This is a genomic window from Variovorax sp. RA8 (assembly GCF_901827175.1).
In the GTDB taxonomy this organism is placed as follows: Bacteria; Pseudomonadota; Gammaproteobacteria; order Burkholderiales; family Burkholderiaceae_C; genus Variovorax.
The window spans coordinates 2,207,599-2,224,778 of record NZ_LR594662.1 but is presented as its reverse complement, the minus strand read 5'-3'; the positions used below and the strand labels follow the sequence as shown (position 1 = coordinate 2,224,778).

Below are 17,180 nucleotides of genomic sequence, written 5' to 3'. Positions count from 1 at the left end.
GCGGCGGCGCGTCCTTGAGAACATGCAAGCTTCCAAGGGACACACAAGCATGGCTGCAGGTCTGCGAATCGCGCCGACCCGCCGCGAGTTCCTGTGCTCGCTCGCGGCGGGCCTCCCGCCCCTCCTGGGCCCCTGCGCCGGGCATGCCCAGGCGCGGCCGCGCGGCCCGGCCACGCGGGCGATTCCTTCCACCGGGGAGCGGGTGCCGGCGATCGGCCTGGGCAGCTGGATCACCTTCAATGTCGGCAACGACCGCGCCGCGCGCGAAGAATGCGCCGAGGTGATGCGCGCCTTCTTCGACGCCGGCGGCCGCATGATCGATTCGTCGCCGATGTACGGCTCCTCGCAGTCGGTCATCGGCGAGGGGCTGGCCCGCATCAACCGCACGGCGGGCGTGTTCGCGGCGGACAAGGTCTGGATCGGCGCCGGGGCGCGCGGGCCCGGGCAGATCGAGGAGTCGCGGCGGCTCTGGCGGGTGCCGCGCTTCGACCTGATGCAGGTGCACAACCTGCTCGCCTGGGAGGCGCACCTGCCCACGCTGTTCGCAATGAAGTCGGCCGGGCAGCTGCGCTACGTGGGCATCACCACCTCCGAGGGGCGCCGGCACCGCGAGATCGAATCGATCATGGCCAACCAGCCGATCGACTTCGTCCAGGTCAGCTACAACCTGCTCGACCGCGAGGTGGAATCGCGCATCCTGCCGCTGGCGCGCGAGCGCCGCATCGCCGTGATCGCCAATCGGCCCTTCCGCGAGGGCGCGCTGCTGCGCGCGTTGCAACGCCATCCGCTGCCGCCCTGGGCCGACGAGATCGGCTGCGACAGCTGGGCGCAGTTCGCGCTCAAGTTCATCATTTCGCACCCGGCGCTGACCTGCGCGATCCCGGCCACCCGCAGCGTGGCGCATGTGCAGCAGAACATGGGCGCCCTGCTCGGCCCGATGCCGGACGCGCCCATGCGCCAGCGCATGGCGGCCCACGTGCAGGCGCTGTGAGCGATGTCCGAGTGGTGGAGCTACCGGCCTTCGGACTTCCTGCTGTTCTCTGCACGCACCTGGCACCGGCTTTTCGAGCTCTACAACGCCGAGCTGTGGCCGGCGCAGTTCTTCGCCGTGGCGCTCGGGCTGGCGCTGGTACTCGTCGCGCTGAAGGGGCGCCCCGGCCCGGGGGCGCGCGCCTGCTGCGCCATGCTCGCGGCGTGCTGGCTCTGGGTGGCCTGGGCATTCCACCTGCAACGCTACGCCGCCATCAACTGGGCGGCGAGCTGGTTCGGGGTGGCTTTCGGCATTGAAGGGCTGCTGCTCCTGTGCGCCGCGGGCATCGGGCTCGAACTGCGGAGACAGCGCCGCGGGCGCGAGGTGCTGGGCCTCGGGCTGCTGCTCTTCGCCGTGCTGGTGCAGCCGTGGGTCGGCCTGGTGCTGCTGGGCCGCCCCTGGCGCGAGGCCGGGCTCTTCGGGATGGCGCCCGACCCGACGGCGATCGGGACGCTCGGCCTGCTGCTGCTCCTGCGCGCGCCGCCGCAGGCACGCCTGGCGCGGGTGTTCGCGGCCCTGCTGTGGCCGATCCCGCTGCTGTGGTGCCTGATCGCCGCATTGACGCAGTGGACGCTGCTGGCGCAGGGGGAGGCTCAGGGCGGGGCCTTGCCCAGCAGGAAGTCCATCGCGGCCTGCCACCATCGTGCGTCGACCTGCCCGGGCCAGTCGTTGTGGCCGGCCTCCTCGATCGTCACCAGCCGCTTGGGCGGGCGCAGCGCCTCGTGGAGCGCGATGCCCAGGCGCGAGGGCACGACGCGGTCGCGGCCCGCGACCACCACCAGCACCGGGCGGCCGAAGGCGGCGAGGTGGGCGACGCTGTCGTAGCGGTCGCGCAGCAGCCAGCTCACGGGCAGCCAGGGGTAGTGGTAGGCGGCGACGTGCGCGAGCCGGTCCCAGGGCGTGATCAGCATCAGTCCGGAGACCTGATCGCGCTCCTGCGCGACCGCCGCCGCCGCGACGCCGGCGCCCAGCGATTCGCCGATGACGACCAGCGGCGGGCCATACGCACGATGTGCCAGCGCCACGGTCTGTCGCGCGTCTTCGACGAGGCTGCGCTCGCCCACGTCCCCGCCGCGCGGGCCGTAGCCCGGGTACTCGGCCAGCAGCACCCGAAAGCCCAGCCCCGCGAGCGCGCCGGCGTAGTAGGCGCGGTGGCCGGCATGTCCGGCGTTGCCATGGAAGACGATGACGGTGCCGCGGGCGATGCCGCCCGGCTCCACAGCCAGGCCGCGGAAGTCCTGCTCCGACGGCCAGGCCTGCAGCCCGCCCGTGGCCATCTCGGCCACCGTGGCCGGCGCGGGAAAGTAGAGCATGCGGTCCTGGAGCATGGTGACGCCGGCCAGTGCGATCGTGCAGGCCAGGGCAAGCTTGAGCATCGACGAGGCGACCGGGTTCATGGGTTGTGCTGCGGGCCATTGTCGTCAGAACCCGGGCTGTTCAAAGCGGATGTCCGGATGGACATCCGAACGCAGCGCAGGGCTAGCGAGCGTCCGCCCTGCGGTCGGGCGACTGCGAGTCGGAGAGCGCCTCCGCGCTGCTCCACCTGTTCGCACGCCACCACGCAATCAGCCGCTCGAAGTCGCCGCCGAAGACGCGATGCTTGAGCTCCTCGCCGACGATCGAGCAATGCGCGGCGCTGCCGAGGTCCAGCAGGGTGTGGGTCGCGACGCGGTCACATTCGAGGTAGGTGCGCTGCAGCGCCTCGACGCTGACCGAGGCCAGGTGGCTCCGGTCCGGCGCGTGCGCCTGCGCGGGTGCGGGCGATGGCAAGGCCGCCATCAGGGCCAGCGCCGCCGCAACGGCGCCGAGCATCAGTTGCGATGTTGTCATGGTTGCTCCCTTCGGGTGCACGCATTCGCCGCGTGCATCTCGACTCTAGGGCGCCCCGGGCGCGAAGGAATCCCCCGCACGGTGGATCCGTTGGGGCTTCAGTTGAAGAAAAGCAGCCGCGTGAGCAAGGTGTGCCCCGCCTCCGCCGCCATCAGCCAGACCAGCACCAGCAGCGCCAGCGGCGGCAGCAGGATGGCGTAGACCAGTGCCAGCCGCTCCCAGGCCATGTGCATGAAGACCGCGACGATCAGGCCTGCCTTCAGGATCATGAAGGTCAGAATCAGCCCCCAGCGCAGATAGCCCTGCAGGTGCAGGTAGTCCACCAGGTAAGAGAGCGTGCTGAGCACGAACAGCAGCCCCCAGATCTTGAGGTAGAGGCTGATCGGATGCTGCTGGCCGGTGCCGGGGTCCATGGTCTTGCCTCCTCACCAGAGATAGAACAGCGCGAAGATGAACACCCACACCAGGTCCACGAAATGCCAGTAGAGCCCGGCGATCTCCACGATCTGGTAGTTGCCCGTTCGCTCGTAGTCGCCGCGGATCAGCTTGAAGGCGACGACCAGCAGGTACACCACTCCACAGGACACATGAAGTCCGTGGAAGCCGGTGATCATGAAGAAGGCCGAGCCGAACTGCGCCGCGCCCATCGGGTTGCCCCAGGGCCGAACGCCCTCTTCCATGATCAGCTTGGACCACTCGAAGGCCTGTATGCCGACGAAGACCTCGCCGCACAGCGCCGTCACCAGGATCAGCGCGGCGGCGTTGGCGCGGTCGCGGCGGTAGGCGAAGTTCACCGCCATCGCCATCGTCCCGCTGCTGCTGATGAGGACGAAGGTCATGATCGCGATCAGCAGCAGCGGCACGTCGGCGCCGGCCACGTGCAGCGCGAACACCTCGCTGGGGTTCGGCCAGGGCACGGTGGTGGAGACCCGCACCGTCATGTAGCCGACGAGGAAGCAGCTGAAGATGAAGGTGTCGCTCAGCAGGAAGATCCACATCATCGCCTTGCCCCACGAGACGTGGAAGGCTTCGCGGTCGGAGGACCAGTCGGCAATCAGCCCGCGCCAGCCGGCCGGGGCGGTGGCTGGCGCGAGGATGAGTGGCGCGATCGGGGGGACGGCGGCGGTGTTCATGGCGTGTGACTCCTAAGCCGTGCCGCAGATGAAGCGCGCCACTTCGGGCGTCAGCCAGCCCAGCATGGCGAACAGCACCACCCACACCCCCAGCAGGAAGTGCCAGTAGCGCGCGCACAGCCCGATGCGCCAGCCCAGTCCGACCAGGTCCGCGGCGGGATGCCAGGCGGCGCGCGCCGTCCAGGCCCAGGCTGCCAGGCCGCCCGCGACATGCAGCCCGTGCACCGCCGTCAGCAGGTAGAAGAAGCTGCCACCCGGATTGCCGGCGGGCATGACCTGCGCCGACAGCAGCGCCGACCAGGCCCACAGCTGCACCAGCAGGAAGGCGCCTGCGCAAAGGCCGCCGGCCAGCAGCAGCCGGCGGGTTCGGCGCATTGCGACGCGGCGTGCCGCCGAGGCGGAGGCCTGCAGCGCCATGCTGCCGCCGGCGAGCAGCGCGGTGCTGAGGCCCAGTTGCCACGGCAGCGTGATCGCCACGGCGTCCTCGCCGCTCATGCGCATCACGTAGGCGGCGACGAACAGCGAGAACAGCACGGTCGCGACGCCGATGAAGACCCACAGGCCGATGCTTGCGGAGAGCGCGGCGGCGTTCGGGTCGGGGCGGTGGCGGCCGTAGCCGGGGCGAAGGACGGCGCTGGTGTTCATCGGGTGGTCTCCCTCGGGCCTTCGTCTTTGTCCGGTCTTGCTCGATCCCCCTCTTGGGGAGGGTTGGGGTGGGAGGACCGGGCTTTCTGTTTGTACTTTGCGCTTGGTGTGAGTCCGGAGCCGGGATTTCGCCCCGGCGGGCGAGTCACTTTCTTTGTCTCGCCAAAGAAAGCAACCAAAGAAAGGCGACCCCACTGGCCGCGACCCGCAGCGAAGCTGCGGGCAACCTGCGGTGCTCGCTTTTCGCGGGGTCCGCGCAAACTCGCTTCGCTCAAACACGCGCGGCCCTGATCCGCGAAAAGCTCCGCTCCTCGGCGCGGCCAGAGGGGACTTGGAATCCAACGCGCCATGGCGCGTCCTTGTGTGGTGTGCAGGTTGGCGTGAGCTTCGGGTCTTCTCTCACGCTGACACTCACGCACACGCTCGTGCTCATGCGCACGCACTGGCGCATGCACCTGCACCTGTTCCAGGCCTTGCGCAGCAAGGCCGTTGATGGCCGAGCGAAGCAATGGCCCGACCGGTCCCCACGCCCCTCTGCGCGTGCCGAGGAGCGCAGCTTCAGGCGAAAAAAGGGCCGCGCGTGTTTGAGCGAAGCGAGTTTGCGCGCACCCCGCCTGAAGCGAGCACCGCAGGTTGCCCGTAGCGAAGCGGAGGGACGCGCGCAGTGGGGTCGCCTTTCTTTGGTTACTTTCTTTGGCGAGACAAAGAAAGTAACTCGCCCGCCGGGGCGAAATCCCGGCTCCGGCCTCAACCGAAGCGCAACGTACAAGCAGAAGGCGCAGTGCAGTGCTCATGCCGCCCTTCCCCCATCCCCACTCTTGCCGCCCCGCTCCTCGGATTCCTCCACCCCACCCGCATCCGGCGGCGCATTCTGCGCAATAAAGTCCTCCCGCGCCCCCGGCACTCCATAGGCATAAGCCCCGCGATAAACCACCGGCAGCGCCGGCCCCCAATTGCCGTGCACCGGCGGCGTCTGCGGCGTCTGCCATTCCAGCGAAGCAGCCCGCCATGGATTCCCATCCGCCACCCGGCCATGCCGCACGCTCCACGCCAGGTTGAAGATGAACAGCACCTGCGCCACGCCGACCGCCAGCGCCACCACCGTGATGAAGGCGTTGAGGCTGTAGGCCGAGGGCGGGATGAACTGGTAGAGATCGAAGTTGTAGTAGCGCCGCGGCATGCCCAGCAAGCCGAGGTAGTGCATCGGGAAATAGATCAGGTAGGTGCCGATGAAGGTGATCCAGAAATGCAGTTGGCCCAGCCGGTCGTCGAGCATGCGGCCCGTCACCTTGGGGTACCAGTGGTAGATGCCGCCGAACACCACCAGCAACGGCGCCACGCCCATCACCATGTGGAAGTGCGCCACCACGAAGTAGGTGCCCGACAGCGGGATGTCCACGCTCACGTTGCCGAGGAAGAGGCCGGTGAGCCCGCCGATGGCGAACGTGCAGATGAAGGCCAGCGAGAACAGCATCGGCACCGACAGGTGGATGTCGCCGCGCCACAGCGTCAGCAGCCAGTTGTAGACCTTGATCGCCGTGGGCACCGCGATGATCAGCGTGGTGGTCGCGAAGAAGAAGGCGAAGTACGGGTTCATGCCGGCCACGAACATGTGGTGGGCCCACACCACCAGGCTCAGCCCGCCGATGGCCACGATGGCCCAGACCATCATGCGGTAGCCGAAGATGCGCTTGCGCGCATGGACGCTGATCAGGTCGGAGACCAGCCCGAAGGCCGGCAGCGCGACGATGTAGACCTCGGGATGGCCGAAGAACCAGAACAGGTGCTGGAACAGCAGCGGACTGCCGCCCTTGTAGGGGGTCGCCTGCCCCATCGACAGCAGCGCCGGCATGAAGAAGCTGGTGCCGACCGCGCGGTCCAGCAGCAGCATCACGCCGCTAACGAAGAGTGCCGGGAAGCCCAGCAGCGCCAGGATCGTGGCCACGAAGATGCCCCACACCGACAGCGGCATGCGCAGCAGGGTCATGCCCTCGCAGCGTGCCTGCAGCACGGTGGTCACGTAGTTGAGGCCGCCCATGGTGGTGGCGACGATGAAGATCAGCAGCGACACCAGCATGAGGATGATGCCGACGTCGCGTCCCGGCGTGCCGGGCAGGATGGACTGTGGCGGGTAGAGCGTCCAGCCCGCGCCGGTGGGCCCGCCGGTGACGAAGAAGCTCGCCATCAGCACCAGCACCGACAGCAGGTACACCCAGAAGCTCAGCATGTTGAGGTACGGGAACACCATGTCGCGCGCCCCGACCATCAGCGGGATCAGGTAGTTGCCGAAACCGCCGAGGAAGAGCGCGGTGAGCAGGTAGATCACCATGATCATCCCGTGCATGGTGACGAACTGGTAGTAGCGCTCGGCGGTGATGAACTCGAAGGCGCCGGGAAAGCCCAGCTGCAGCCGCATCAGGTTCGACAGCACCACGCCGATCACGCCGACGGCGATGGCGGTGCAGGCGTACTGGACCGCGATCACCTTGTGGTCCTGGCTCCAGACATAGCGGGTCCAGAAGCTCTTCGCTTCATGGTGCGGGGCGGGGACGACGACGCTGGACATTGGGGTTCCTTCACTCCTCGCAGGCGCGCGCCCGGCTCATCGCTGCGCCTTCTGTTGTGGCGGGGCCAGCGGCGGCGCGGGGCTCAGGCTCTTGATGTAGGCCACCAGCGCCGCGAGCTCCTCGTCGCTCAAGGGAATCTTGGGCATGACGGGCGCGAAGCCCTTCACCCCGCGCGCCTGCGGGTCGCGGATGAAGGCGCGCAGGTAGGCATCGTCGACGAACGCCGTGGAGCCGTCGCGCATGTTCTCGGTCTTCCCGAAGAGGTCCTTCCAGGACGGGCCCACGCGCGGACTCCCATCGGTGGAGTGGCAGGCCACGCAGCCCTTCGCGGCGGCCAGTGCGCGGCCCTGCGCGACCGGCCCGCCCTCGGTGGACGGCGGCGGCCGCTGCGTCACCGCGAAGGTCTGCTTGTCCTGGAGCCAGGCCTGGTAGCCGGCCGCGTCCTCCACCACCACCACGGCACGCATGTTCGGATGGCCGACGCCGCACAGCTGCGCGCACATCGCCTCGTAGCGCCCGGCCTGGGTGGGCGTGAACCAGAAGGTGCTGATCTGCCCCGGCACCATGTTCATGCGGGCGCGGAACGGCGGTACGTAGAAGTCGTGCAGCACGTCGTGCGAGCGCAGGATCACGTGCACCGGCCTGCCCAGCGGAAGGTGGACCTCCTGGTCGGCGATGAGGATGTCGTCCTGGCCCGCGGGATCTGCCGGGTCGAGCCCGAAGGGATTGGTCGACGTGACGTGGCGCGTCTCGCTCAGGCCCAGCTTGCCGTCGGCGCCGGGGAGCCGGAAGCGCCATTGCCACTGCTGGCCCAGCACCTCCAGCACCGTGGCGTCGTGCGGCGGCTTCACGTAGCTGGCATAGACCACCAGGCCCGGCGCCAGCAGCGCCATGATGCCCACGGTGGTGATGCCGATCAGCCAGCGCTCCAGCGCCTTGCTCTCAGGCTCGTGCGCCGCGCGTGGGCTGCCGGGCCGGTGCCGGTAGCGCAGCAGCGCGTAGACCATGAACAGGTTGATGCCGACAAAGAAGACGCCGGTGATCGCCAGCGTGATCGTCAGGGTGTCGTCCATCGCCTTCCAGTTCGACGCCAGTGGCGTGATCCACCAGGGATTGACGAAGTGAAACAGCACCGACCCGAGGACGATGAGTGCCAGCACGATGGCAATGATCATGTGCGAGGCCCTTCATCCGTGCGCCGCGCATGCGCGTTTCAGGGCAAGACCGGGACCAGCCGCTCTTCGCCTGCGAAGCGGGCTTCGGGATGGGCGCGCTCGAGCAGCGCCTCGACCTCCGCCACGCGCGGGCGCGGCAGGTCGACCATCAGCAGCACCTGGCCCGAGGCGATCGCGCCCTGGAAGCGCGCCAGCCGCGGACTGGGAATGGAGATGCCGATCATGCTGGAGGACCAGGCGCCGAACAGGCCGCCCAGCACCGCGAGCACCACCGCCACCTCCCATTGCGGCGCATCGCCGACGATGGGAAACAGCAGCGCTGCCACCAGGCCCGCGACCGCGCCCACCGCGCTGCCGATCACGAGGCCGCTTTCGGCGGCGTGCACCAGGTCCGAGGTCTGCCAGACGTTGGCCGCATGGAGCCCGCGCATGTCCGCGCCTTCGGGACCTGCGAAGTGAATGTGCGCGGTATCGACCCGCGCCTGCACCAGGTCATGCATCACCCGCCGGGCGCTCGCCAGGTCGGGCATCAGCCAGTAGATGCGTCTCTTCATGGCGCCCTCCTTTGCCGTCTTGCAGACGAAACAAGGAAACCACGAAGCTCTTATATGCCAGCGTGAGAGGGTTATCAAGAGTAGTGGTCCACCAATCAGCCGAAGGTCTCCGCCCCAGGGAGCCGCACCCCGCCATGCCGCGATCGAGATGCCGCGACGCGAGCTCCGCCATGCGACGCCCCGGCGCGTCATGCGCAATCCGCGCGACCCGTGTCCTGCTTGCGTTTTTCTCAACCGTGCGCCCTGCAAATATCGTTTGAGCGCGAAGGCTCGAAAGCCAAAACTAGGGCCCATTCCACCCACCAGGAGACCTTCGTGCCCGAGCTTTCATACCCGTTGTGGAGCGCCGCTTCCGAACCCGCCCTGCTCGCCTCGCGTGACCGCGCCACCGGCGAGCTGGTCTTTCCCGCGCTGCCGTCCTCCTCGCCGCTGGCGGATCGGCACGAGACGGTCGGCGTCGATGCCGTCGGCGAGGTCTACAGCTACACCGTCATCCACCCGGGCGCGAAGAGCGGCCAGGCCCCTTATGCACTCGGCTATGTCGACTTCCCCGGGCCGGTGCGCATCTTCGGGCGCCTGTGCGGCAAGCCGCGGCCGACGATCGGCGAACGCTACGCGGCCCGCCCCGACGACGCATTCGGCTACGTCTTCGTGGCCGTCGGCCACTGACCGTCCCGAGGAGCGCAACATGCAACACATCCACATCACCGGCGGCGCGATGACGCCCTTCGGCCGCCACCCCGGCGTCATTGCGCCCGAGCTGGCGCAGCAGGCCATCCTGAAGGCCATGGACGACGCAGGCGTGTCGAAGGAAGAGATCCAGGCGATCTATTGCGCCAACGTGCTCGGCGGCATGATCCTCGGCCAGCTGATCGTGCGCGACCTGGGCTTCGAGGGCGTGCCGGTCTACAACGTCGAGAACGCCTGCGCCAGCGGCGCGACCGGCGTGCATCTCGCGCGCCACGCCCTGCTCGCGCAGCAGTACGACACCGTGCTGGTCTTCGGCATCGAGCAGCTCACCGCGCTGGGCGGCGGCACCATCCCGCTACAGCGCAACGACCACAAGACCGAGCTGTATGCCAAGGCCGGCATGGTGCTGCCGGCGGTGTACGCGATGCGCGGCACGCGCTTCCTGCACGAGCGCGAGGCGACGGCGTCGGATCTGGCCGCCGTCGCGGTGAAGAACCGCCGCAACGGCTCGCTCAACGAGTACGCGCAGCAGCGCACCGAGACCACGGTCGAGGAGGTGCTGGCCTCGCGCATGATCGCCGACCCCCTGACGCTGCTGCAGTGCTGCCCCTCGCAGGTGGACGGCGCGGCGGCGGTGGTGCTGAGCAGCCGGCCCGGCCGCAGGCAGAAGCCGGTGAAGGTGCTGTCCTCGGTGGTGGTCTCTGGCATCCGCGAGGCGGCCGACGACGACATCCTCGATGCCGAGATCACGGCGCGCGCCGCGCGCCAGGCCTACGAGCAGGCCGGCCTGGGCCCGCAGGACGTGAACGTGGTGGAACTGCACGACGCCTTCACCATCGCCGAGCTGCTGTACTACGAGGCGCTGGGCCTGGCGCCGCGCGGCGAGGCGGTGCCGCTGCTGCGTTCCGGGGCGACGCAGCTGGGCGGCCGGCTACCGGTCAACCCGAGCGGCGGGCTGCTGGCCAAGGGCCATCCGCTGGGCGCCACCGGCGTGGCGCAGATGGTGGAGCTCATGTGGCACCTGCAGGGCCGTGCCGGCACGCGCCAGGTCGCGGGTGCGCGCATCGGGCTGGCGCAGTGCACCGGGGGCGGCATTGCCGGCGTAGACCACGCGGCCTCCTCCGTCCATCTCCTGGGAGCCTGACCATGACTGCTGCACGATTCGAGACCGGCCAGGTGGCCGTGGTGACGGGCGCCGCACGCGGCATCGGCTTGGGCATCGCGAAGCGCCTGGCGCGCGAAGGTTCGACGGTGGCGCTGCTGGACCGCGACGGCGCGGCCCTGGCCGATGCCGTCGGCGCGCTCGAGGCCGACGGCCGCCGGGCCATCGGCGTGACCGTCGACCTGACCGATTCCGCTGCGGTCAACCGGGCAATGGCCGAGGTCGCCGAGAAGGCCGGCCGCATCGACCACCTCGTCAACAACGCCGGCGCGGTGCGCGACATGCGCTTCCTGAAGATGAGCGACGAGGACTGGGACCTGGTCATCGACACCAACCTGCGCTCGCAGTTCCTGTGCTGCCGCGCCGTGCTGCCGGGCATGATCGAGCGCGGCCAGGGACGCATCGTCAACATCTCCTCGCGCGCCTGGCTGGGCGGCTTCGGCCAGGCCAACTACTCGGCGGCCAAGGGCGGCGTGGTGAGCCTGACGCGCTCGCTGGCCATCGAGTTCGCCTCCCAGGGCGTGACGGTGAACGCCGTCGCGCCGGGCATCGTCGACACGCCGCTGTTCCGCAACTTCGCGCCCGAGGTGCAGGCGCGGCTGAAGGGCTCGGTACCGGTCAAGCGCATCGGCACCGCGGAGGACATCGCGAACGCGGTCGTGTTCTTCCTCGACCCCCTGTCGTCCTATGTGACCGGGCAGACGCTGTACGTGTGCGGCGGGCGCAGCCTTTCCTCTCCCAGCGTGTGAGGTGACGCCGTGAACGTCCGATTCGAGATCCACGGTGCGGTCGCGGTGCTGACCATGGACCGGCAGCAGGCGCTCAACGCCCTGAGCGTGGAGGCGCTGCGCGAGCTGCGCGCGCACCTGGCGGAACTGCGCGACCGCAGCGAGCTGCGCGCCGCCATCATCACCGGCGCGGGCGAGCGCGCCTTCTGCGCCGGCGCCGACCTGAAGGGCACGCAGACCTCGCCGGCGAGCTACGCGGAGGCGGTGTTCCAGGACACCGAGCGCTCCGTGGACCTGGGCCTGTACATCCGCCTGATGGACCTGGCGGACCTGTGCGTCTGGAAGCCGGTCATCGCGGCGGTGAACGGCCATTGCCTCGGAGCCGGCCTCGAGATCGCGCTGCAATGCGACCTGCGCATCGCGTCGAGCAATGCCGGCTTCGGCCTGCCGGAAGCCAGGGTGGGATCGATCCCCGCGGTTTCCGGCCTGCACCGCCTGCTCAAGGCGGTCCCTTCGGCGCATGCGATGCAGATGGCCTTGACCGGCGAGCGCATCGCCGCCGCGGAGGCACTGCGCATCGGCCTGGTCACGCAGGTGGTCGAACCCCAGGCGCTGATGGACCGCGCGCTGGCGCTGGCCCAGACCGTGGCAGCCAATGCGCCGCTGGCGGTGCAGGCCATCAAGAAGCTGTCCCGCCAGACCCAGCACCTGAGCGAGGCGGATGCGCAGCAGCTCACCGAGCTCTACTGGGGCGTGCTGCGCGATACCGAGGACCGCCTCGAAGGCCGCAAGGCCTTCGCCGAGAAGCGGCCGCCCGCCTACGCCGGGCGTTGAAATCACGACAACATCGAACGGAAACCGATCATGAACACCCTTTCCCAACGGCGCCAGGCCGTCCTGGCCCTCGCCGCCTCCATGGCCGCGCTGGCCCTGCCGGCCGCAGCGCAGGCCGAGTTCCCGAAGCAGAAGCCGGTCACGCTGGTCGTGCCGTTCTCGCCGGGCGGCGGCAACGACATCCTGGCGCGCGCCATCGCGCCGCGCATGGGCCAGCTGCTGGGCCAGACCATCGTCATCGACAACCGGCCCGGCGCCGGCGGCAACCTGGGCACCGAGCTGGTCGCGCGGGCTGCACCCGACGGCTACACGCTGGTCATCGCATCCAGCCAGGTGACGATGAACCCCTTCCTCGACATGAAGGTGCCGTTTCGCATCGAGCGCGACTTCGAGCCGGTCGGCCTGCTGGGCTCGGTACCGATCGTGCTGGTCGCGAACACGCAGGAGCCGTACAAGACACTGCCGGAGTTCATCGCCTACGCGAAGTCCAACCCGGGGAAGCTGGGCTACAGCAGCCCCGGCAACGGCACGCCGCAGCACCTGGCCGGCGAGGTCTTCGCGAAGCTCAACAAGACCGAGATGCTGCACGTGCCCTACCGCGGCACGGGCCCGTCGATCACCGACCTGATCGCAGGCCAGGTACAGGTGTCGTTCGCGACCTACGCCTCGGTGGCGCAGCACATCCAGGCCGGCAAGCTGCGCGCACTGGGCGTGGCAGGCCAGAAGCGCACCGCGCTCATGCCCGAGCTGCCCACCTTCGGCGACGCCGGCATGAAGAACTACGACGCCAGCCTCTGGTACAGCCTGCTGGCGCCCGCGAAGACGCCCGCGGCGGTCGTGAACAAGCTCAACGAGGCCATGGCCGGTGCGTTGAAGGACCCGGCGGTCGCCAGGCAGATCGCCAACCAGGGCTTCGAGGTGCAGAGCTCGACGCCGGCCGAGCTGAAGGACTACATCGGCAAGGAGCTCAAGCGCTGGGACCGGGTCATCCACGACAACGGCATCAAGGTGTCGCTGTGAGCGACAACCCGCTGCTCGAGTACCTGGGCATCGCGCTGGTGGATGTGGGCGCGGGCCACGCCACCTTCGAGATCGAGGTGGGCGCGCGCCACCTGAACCGCCAGGGCAGCCTGCAGGGCGGCGTCGCCGCGACCCTGCTGGACGCGGCCTGCGGCTATGCCGGTCTCGCTGCGCACGAGGGCGAGGCGATGGGCCAGGCCGTGACGGTGTCGCTGGCCATCAGTTACCTCCGCAAGGCAAGCACCGGCCGCCTGCGCGCCACCGGCAAGGTCACGAGGTCGGGCCGCAGCCTCTACTTCGCAACGGGCGAGCTGCTCACCGAATCGGGCGAGCTGGTCGCCACTGCGCAAGGCGCATTCAAGCGCAGCCTCGGCGCTGCTTCTCCGGGAGCCTGACCATGCTTCGCCATGCGCTGGACGGCCTGACGGTCGTCGACTTCACGCAGATCGGCGCCGGGCCGACCTGCACCATGCTGCTGGCCGACATGGGCGCGCGCGTCGTCAAGGTCGAGTCGCCCGGGGGCGAGCTCGGCCGCAGCCTCGGGCCGGGCTGGATCGGCGAGGATGCCGCGCTCTACCACGGGTTCAATCGCAACAAGCTGGGGGCGTCGCTCGACCTGAAGACGCAAGGCGGCGTGGCGGTCGCCAGGCGCCTCGTCGCAGGCGCGGATATCGTGGTCGAGAGCATGCGGCCGGGGGTGATGAGCCGGCTGGGCCTGGGCTTCGAAACGCTCGCCGGCGAACATCCCGGGCTTATCTACTGCTCCATCTCGGCCTATGGCCAGACCGGCCCCTATGCCCAGCGCGCGGGCGTCGATGGCATCGTGCAGGCCGATTCCGGCCTCATGAGCCTGATCGGGCTCGAGGGCGCGGAGCCCTGCAAGGTCCAGGCGCCCATCGTCGACGTGATGACCGGCTACGTCGCGGTCATGGCCGTGCTCGCCAAGCTCGCCCAGCGCGCACGCGACGGCCAAGGCGGCCAGCTCGACGTGAGCCTGCTCAATGCCGCGCTGGCACTGCAGCAATCGTCCATCACCAGCTTCCTGGCCGACGCGCAGCTGCCCGTGCGCGTCGGCAGCGCGGCGCCCTACTCGGCCCCCAACCAGGCCTTCGAGACGCGCGACGGCTGGCTGATGATCGCCGCCTACATGCCCGAGCGCTGGACGAGGCTGTGCGCGCTGCTGGGCCTGCCCGCGCTCGCGACCGATCGGCGCTTTGCCACCTCGCCCCTGCGCGTCGCCAACCGCCTGGCCATGGTCGAGATCCTGACCGAGGCGCTGAAGACCCGGACGACCGGCGAATGGCTGCCGCTGCTGCGCGCGGCCGACATCCTGTGCGCACGGGTGGCGAGCTACGAGGACCTCGCACAGCATCCGCAGCTCGAGGCCAACGGCATGCTGGCACAGGTCGAACACCCGGTGCACGGAACGATCCGCATGCCCGGCTTCCCCGTCGACAGCGCGCAGGCCAACGCGCAGCCGCACCGGCCGGCACCCTCTTGCGGCGAACACACGCGGCAGGTGCTGCGCGAATCGGGATTCGATGACGCGGAGATCGCGACCTTGCTGCGCGCCGGGGCGATTCGATGCCCGGATGCGGGCGATCAAGCCTCGGCGCCGGCACTCGCTGCCTCCTGACGGATGGCCGGGCCCGAGCAGGACGCAAGCCAAAAGCCGGCCCGCTCAGGGCTTCCTGAACTGCTCCATCATCCAGAGGCGGAAGGTCTTCATGGGCGCCGGCTCGTCGCGATGGCTGGGCGTGAGCAGGTAGTAGGTGAAGTCACCCATGTCGAGCGTCTTGCGGAAGGGCAGTACCAGCCGGCCCTCCTCCAGATCCTTCTCCACCAGGAAGAGCTGCGCCATGGCGACGCCCTGGCCCTCGATGGCGGCGGCGTAGCTCATGGCCGAGCTCTCGTAGGTCATGCCGGCGCGCGGGTCGAGTTGCCTGGCGCCACCGGCCGCCTCCAGCCAGTAGGCCCAGTCGTCCGGCCGGGCAACGGTGTGCAGCAGCGTGTGGTGCGCCAGGTCGGCCGGCCGCTTGAGCTTCGGCCCCGTCTTCAGCAGCCCGGGGCTGGCGACCGGCGCCAGGACGTTGTCCACCAGCCGGTAGCTGTGGGTGCCGGGCCAGTTGCCGTCGCCCAGGCGGATCGCACCGTCGATGTCCTCCTTGCGGAAATCGACCGGCGCGAGCGAGGCCTTCAGCAGCACCTCGACATCCGGGTGCGCGGCATGGAAGCCCGACAGCCGCGGGATCAGCCAGCGCATCGCGAAGGTGGTGTAGGCGCGGATCTTGAGCTGCCTGCGCTGGCTGCGCCGCTTGAGCCGTCGGGTCGCGTCGCGCAGCGCGTCGATCGCGCGCGTCACCGCCCGGTAATAGTCGCCGCCCTGGCGCGTCAGCGAGATCTGCCGGTGCCCGCGCTCGAGCAGTTGCAGGCCCAGCGTCTCCTCGAGGCTCTTGATCTGCCGGCTGACGGCGCCGGGCGTGACGTTGAGCTCGTCGGCCGCCAGCGTGATGCTCATGTGCCGTGCGGCAGCCTCGAAGGCACGAATGGCGTTGAGGGGCGGCAGGCGGTCCATGCCGCCGACCTTAGCTTCGATTGAGCCAGGCTCAATCATGGAATGCCAGCATCCTGCACCGGCCGGCCTCCGGGACCCCCTGGTCTCCCGCATTGCCGTTGAGCCCGCCGCGGCGTATCGTGTCTGCAGGAAGGAGCAGCCGATGCCTTCACGTAGAAGCCTCGCGTCCAACCAAGCGCCCGGCGTGCGTCCGATGCCTCCCGGATTGCTGGACTATGCAGAAGCCATGACGCCGCCATCGGAGGCCGAGCTGTGCGAACGCGCAGTCGAGGCGATCTGGCACAGCCTGGATGAGCATGACCTCGTGGACGAGCAGGTGCGGCGCGAGCTGGCGATGGTCCTCGAGTCGCTGGGCACTGTCGGCCTCGGGGAGCGGGCGCAGCGCCTGATCAAGACGCTGAGGTTGCCCGACCCCATCGATGCGTCCCACCTCTACTGGCTCACTCGCAGGCTGCTCACCTTCGTGCCCGAATTGCAGTCGGCGGCCAATGCGCTCGCCCGGCCAGCCGACGACCAGCCCCCGCCTCTTGCCTGAGGGCGCCCCAGCGGCCGCGAAGAAGCCCGAGGCAGGCCCCCCGGGGTGGGCGCTTTGTATGCCGCTGTGTCGCACGCCGAGGCCGACACATGGGAATGCAAATGTCAGGGTGGCTCGACACACCGTCGATACAGCCGCCCGATTGAATTGCGTCATCGCCATCCGGTCCTGCCGACGAAGCAGATCCGGCCCTTGGCGATGACGAAGCATCCCTCAACCCAACCTGAAAACATCCACATGACCACGAAGATCGACAAGGTCCTCTACACCGCCAGTACCCACACCACCGGAGGCCGCGACGGCGCCGGCAAGTCCAGCGACGGCGCGCTGGACGTCAAGCTCAGCTCGCCGGGCTCCGGCAAGCCCGGCACCAACCCCGAGCAGCTGTTCGCGGTCGGCTGGTCGGCCTGCTTCATCGGTGCCATCGGGCTGGCCGCCGGCAAGCTGAAAGTCAGGCTGCCGCCGGACCTCGCCGTCGATGCCGAGGTGGACCTGGGCACCGCGGGGCCCGACTACTTCCTCCAGGCCCGGCTCGACGTCAGCCTGCCGGGCCTGGACCGCGAGGTCGCCCAGGCACTGGTGGACACCGCGCACCAGACCTGCCCGTATTCGAAGGCCACGCGCGGCAACATCGACGTCGTGATCCGCCTGGTCTGAAGCCGATCCGGCATCAAGCCGGCCTGCCCGCGAACATCGGGCAGG

19 protein-coding genes and 1 pseudogene are annotated in these 17,180 nt (G+C 69.3%); 11 read left to right on the top strand and 9 right to left on the bottom strand.

Features of this window, described 5'->3' with window-relative positions:
- Positions 1 to 49 precede the first annotated feature (49 nt).
- Positions 50 to 991 carry an aldo/keto reductase gene (locus tag E5P3_RS10595; RefSeq protein ID WP_162585936.1) on the top strand — a complete coding sequence of 314 codons (942 nt, stop codon included), beginning with the start codon at positions 50 to 52 and terminating at the stop codon, positions 989 to 991.
- Positions 992 to 994: 3 nt separating this feature from the next.
- A pseudogene (locus E5P3_RS35760) lies at positions 995 to 1,576 on the top strand (DUF6064 family protein); the annotation flags it as partial.
- Positions 1,577 to 1,623: 47 nt separating this feature from the next.
- On the opposite strand, the gene E5P3_RS10590 reads toward E5P3_RS35760, so the two are convergent.
- The 8 genes from E5P3_RS10590 to E5P3_RS10555 all read right to left on the bottom strand — a co-directional run bounded on the left by E5P3_RS10590 (position 1,624) and on the right by E5P3_RS10555 (position 8,934).
- Positions 1,624 to 2,427 (bottom strand): alpha/beta hydrolase, encoded by an 804-nt coding sequence (locus tag E5P3_RS10590; RefSeq protein WP_232073073.1) that lies wholly within the window; start codon positions 2,425 to 2,427, stop codon positions 1,624 to 1,626.
- Between the two features lie 82 nt (positions 2,428 to 2,509).
- Positions 2,510 to 2,860: a hypothetical protein gene (locus E5P3_RS10585; protein WP_162585935.1), complete on the bottom strand. Its 351-nt coding sequence runs from the start codon at positions 2,858 to 2,860 to the stop codon at positions 2,510 to 2,512.
- Between the two features lie 98 nt (positions 2,861 to 2,958).
- The gene (locus E5P3_RS10580) at positions 2,959 to 3,273 is read right to left on the bottom strand and encodes a cytochrome C oxidase subunit IV family protein (protein ID WP_162585934.1); all 315 of its coding nucleotides are present in this window, start codon (positions 3,271 to 3,273) and stop codon (positions 2,959 to 2,961) included.
- Between the two features lie 12 nt (positions 3,274 to 3,285).
- The gene (locus E5P3_RS10575) at positions 3,286 to 3,993 is read right to left on the bottom strand and encodes a heme-copper oxidase subunit III family protein (RefSeq protein ID WP_162585933.1); all 708 of its coding nucleotides are present in this window, start codon (positions 3,991 to 3,993) and stop codon (positions 3,286 to 3,288) included.
- Between the two features lie 12 nt (positions 3,994 to 4,005).
- Complete coding sequence (locus E5P3_RS10570) at positions 4,006 to 4,638, bottom strand: bb3-type cytochrome oxidase subunit III (RefSeq protein WP_162585932.1); 633 nt, start codon at positions 4,636 to 4,638, stop codon at positions 4,006 to 4,008.
- A gap of 790 nt (positions 4,639 to 5,428) precedes the next feature.
- A complete protein-coding gene (locus E5P3_RS10565; RefSeq protein WP_162585931.1) occupies positions 5,429 to 7,204 on the bottom strand; it encodes a cytochrome c oxidase subunit I in 1,776 nt (591 codons plus the stop codon).
- Positions 7,205 to 7,240: 36 nt separating this feature from the next.
- Positions 7,241 to 8,380 (bottom strand): c-type cytochrome, encoded by a 1,140-nt coding sequence (locus E5P3_RS10560; RefSeq protein WP_162585930.1) that lies wholly within the window; start codon positions 8,378 to 8,380, stop codon positions 7,241 to 7,243.
- A 38-nt stretch (positions 8,381 to 8,418) separates the two neighbouring features.
- Positions 8,419 to 8,934: a DUF1269 domain-containing protein gene (locus E5P3_RS10555; protein WP_162585929.1), complete on the bottom strand. Its 516-nt coding sequence runs from the start codon at positions 8,932 to 8,934 to the stop codon at positions 8,419 to 8,421.
- A gap of 315 nt (positions 8,935 to 9,249) precedes the next feature.
- On the opposite strand from E5P3_RS10555, the gene E5P3_RS10550 reads away from it, so the two are divergent.
- The 7 genes from E5P3_RS10550 to E5P3_RS10520 are packed head-to-tail and all read left to right on the top strand — an operon-like array spanning position 9,250 to position 15,004.
- Positions 9,250 to 9,603, top strand: coding sequence for a Zn-ribbon domain-containing OB-fold protein (locus E5P3_RS10550; RefSeq protein WP_162585928.1), 354 nt, complete (start codon positions 9,250 to 9,252; stop codon positions 9,601 to 9,603).
- Positions 9,604 to 9,622: 19 nt separating this feature from the next.
- Positions 9,623 to 10,768: a thiolase family protein gene (locus tag E5P3_RS10545; RefSeq protein ID WP_162585927.1), complete on the top strand. Its 1,146-nt coding sequence runs from the start codon at positions 9,623 to 9,625 to the stop codon at positions 10,766 to 10,768.
- 2 nt (positions 10,769 to 10,770) lie between these two features.
- The gene (locus tag E5P3_RS10540) at positions 10,771 to 11,535 is read left to right on the top strand and encodes an SDR family NAD(P)-dependent oxidoreductase (protein WP_162585926.1); all 765 of its coding nucleotides are present in this window, start codon (positions 10,771 to 10,773) and stop codon (positions 11,533 to 11,535) included.
- Between the two features lie 9 nt (positions 11,536 to 11,544).
- Positions 11,545 to 12,348: an enoyl-CoA hydratase/isomerase family protein gene (locus tag E5P3_RS10535; protein ID WP_162585925.1), complete on the top strand. Its 804-nt coding sequence runs from the start codon at positions 11,545 to 11,547 to the stop codon at positions 12,346 to 12,348.
- 30 nt (positions 12,349 to 12,378) lie between these two features.
- Positions 12,379 to 13,368 (top strand): tripartite tricarboxylate transporter substrate binding protein, encoded by a 990-nt coding sequence (locus tag E5P3_RS10530; protein ID WP_162585924.1) that lies wholly within the window; start codon positions 12,379 to 12,381, stop codon positions 13,366 to 13,368.
- Positions 13,365 to 13,763: a PaaI family thioesterase gene (locus E5P3_RS10525; protein WP_162585923.1), complete on the top strand. Its 399-nt coding sequence runs from the start codon at positions 13,365 to 13,367 to the stop codon at positions 13,761 to 13,763. Before E5P3_RS10530 ends, E5P3_RS10525 begins: the two co-directional genes overlap by 4 nt.
- A 2-nt stretch (positions 13,764 to 13,765) precedes the next feature.
- On the top strand, positions 13,766 to 15,004 hold the full coding sequence (locus E5P3_RS10520) for a CaiB/BaiF CoA transferase family protein (protein ID WP_162585922.1): 1,239 nt from the start codon (positions 13,766 to 13,768) through the stop codon (positions 15,002 to 15,004).
- A 45-nt stretch (positions 15,005 to 15,049) separates the two neighbouring features.
- Here the strand turns inward: E5P3_RS10520 and gcvA are convergent, their stop codons facing one another.
- The gene (gene gcvA, locus E5P3_RS10515) at positions 15,050 to 15,943 is read right to left on the bottom strand and encodes a transcriptional regulator GcvA (RefSeq protein ID WP_162585921.1); all 894 of its coding nucleotides are present in this window, start codon (positions 15,941 to 15,943) and stop codon (positions 15,050 to 15,052) included.
- Between the two features lie 142 nt (positions 15,944 to 16,085).
- On the opposite strand from gcvA, the gene E5P3_RS10510 reads away from it, so the two are divergent.
- The gene (locus tag E5P3_RS10510; protein WP_162585920.1) at positions 16,086 to 16,478 is read left to right on the top strand and encodes a hypothetical protein; all 393 of its coding nucleotides are present in this window, start codon (positions 16,086 to 16,088) and stop codon (positions 16,476 to 16,478) included.
- Positions 16,479 to 16,715: 237 nt separating this feature from the next.
- Complete coding sequence (locus E5P3_RS10505) at positions 16,716 to 17,135, top strand: organic hydroperoxide resistance protein (RefSeq protein ID WP_162585919.1); 420 nt, start codon at positions 16,716 to 16,718, stop codon at positions 17,133 to 17,135.
- The last annotated feature ends 45 nt before the right edge of the window (positions 17,136 to 17,180 follow it).

What these genes read in the sequence shown, in the direction of transcription:
- E5P3_RS10595 (WP_162585936.1), top strand. Translation starts at nt 50, where the DNA reads ATGGCTGCAGGTCTGCGAATCGCGCCGACCCGCCGCGAGTTCCTGTGC.
- E5P3_RS10590 (WP_232073073.1), bottom strand. Translation starts at nt 2,427, where the DNA reads ATGAACCCGGTCGCCTCGTCGATGCTCAAGCTTGCCCTGGCCTGCACG.
- E5P3_RS10585 (WP_162585935.1), bottom strand. Translation starts at nt 2,860, where the DNA reads ATGACAACATCGCAACTGATGCTCGGCGCCGTTGCGGCGGCGCTGGCC.
- E5P3_RS10580 (WP_162585934.1), bottom strand. Translation starts at nt 3,273, where the DNA reads ATGGACCCCGGCACCGGCCAGCAGCATCCGATCAGCCTCTACCTCAAG.
- E5P3_RS10575 (WP_162585933.1), bottom strand. Translation starts at nt 3,993, where the DNA reads ATGAACACCGCCGCCGTCCCCCCGATCGCGCCACTCATCCTCGCGCCA.
- E5P3_RS10570 (WP_162585932.1), bottom strand. Translation starts at nt 4,638, where the DNA reads ATGAACACCAGCGCCGTCCTTCGCCCCGGCTACGGCCGCCACCGCCCC.
- E5P3_RS10565 (WP_162585931.1), bottom strand. Translation starts at nt 7,204, where the DNA reads ATGTCCAGCGTCGTCGTCCCCGCCCCGCACCATGAAGCGAAGAGCTTC.
- E5P3_RS10560 (WP_162585930.1), bottom strand. Translation starts at nt 8,380, where the DNA reads ATGATCATTGCCATCGTGCTGGCACTCATCGTCCTCGGGTCGGTGCTG.
- E5P3_RS10555 (WP_162585929.1), bottom strand. Translation starts at nt 8,934, where the DNA reads ATGAAGAGACGCATCTACTGGCTGATGCCCGACCTGGCGAGCGCCCGG.
- E5P3_RS10545 (WP_162585927.1), top strand. Translation starts at nt 9,623, where the DNA reads ATGCAACACATCCACATCACCGGCGGCGCGATGACGCCCTTCGGCCGC.
- E5P3_RS10540 (WP_162585926.1), top strand. Translation starts at nt 10,771, where the DNA reads ATGACTGCTGCACGATTCGAGACCGGCCAGGTGGCCGTGGTGACGGGC.
- E5P3_RS10530 (WP_162585924.1), top strand. Translation starts at nt 12,379, where the DNA reads ATGAACACCCTTTCCCAACGGCGCCAGGCCGTCCTGGCCCTCGCCGCC.
- E5P3_RS10520 (WP_162585922.1), top strand. Translation starts at nt 13,766, where the DNA reads ATGCTTCGCCATGCGCTGGACGGCCTGACGGTCGTCGACTTCACGCAG.
- gcvA (WP_162585921.1), bottom strand. Translation starts at nt 15,943, where the DNA reads ATGGACCGCCTGCCGCCCCTCAACGCCATTCGTGCCTTCGAGGCTGCC.
- E5P3_RS10510 (WP_162585920.1), top strand. Translation starts at nt 16,086, where the DNA reads ATGCCTTCACGTAGAAGCCTCGCGTCCAACCAAGCGCCCGGCGTGCGT.
- E5P3_RS10505 (WP_162585919.1), top strand. Translation starts at nt 16,716, where the DNA reads ATGACCACGAAGATCGACAAGGTCCTCTACACCGCCAGTACCCACACC.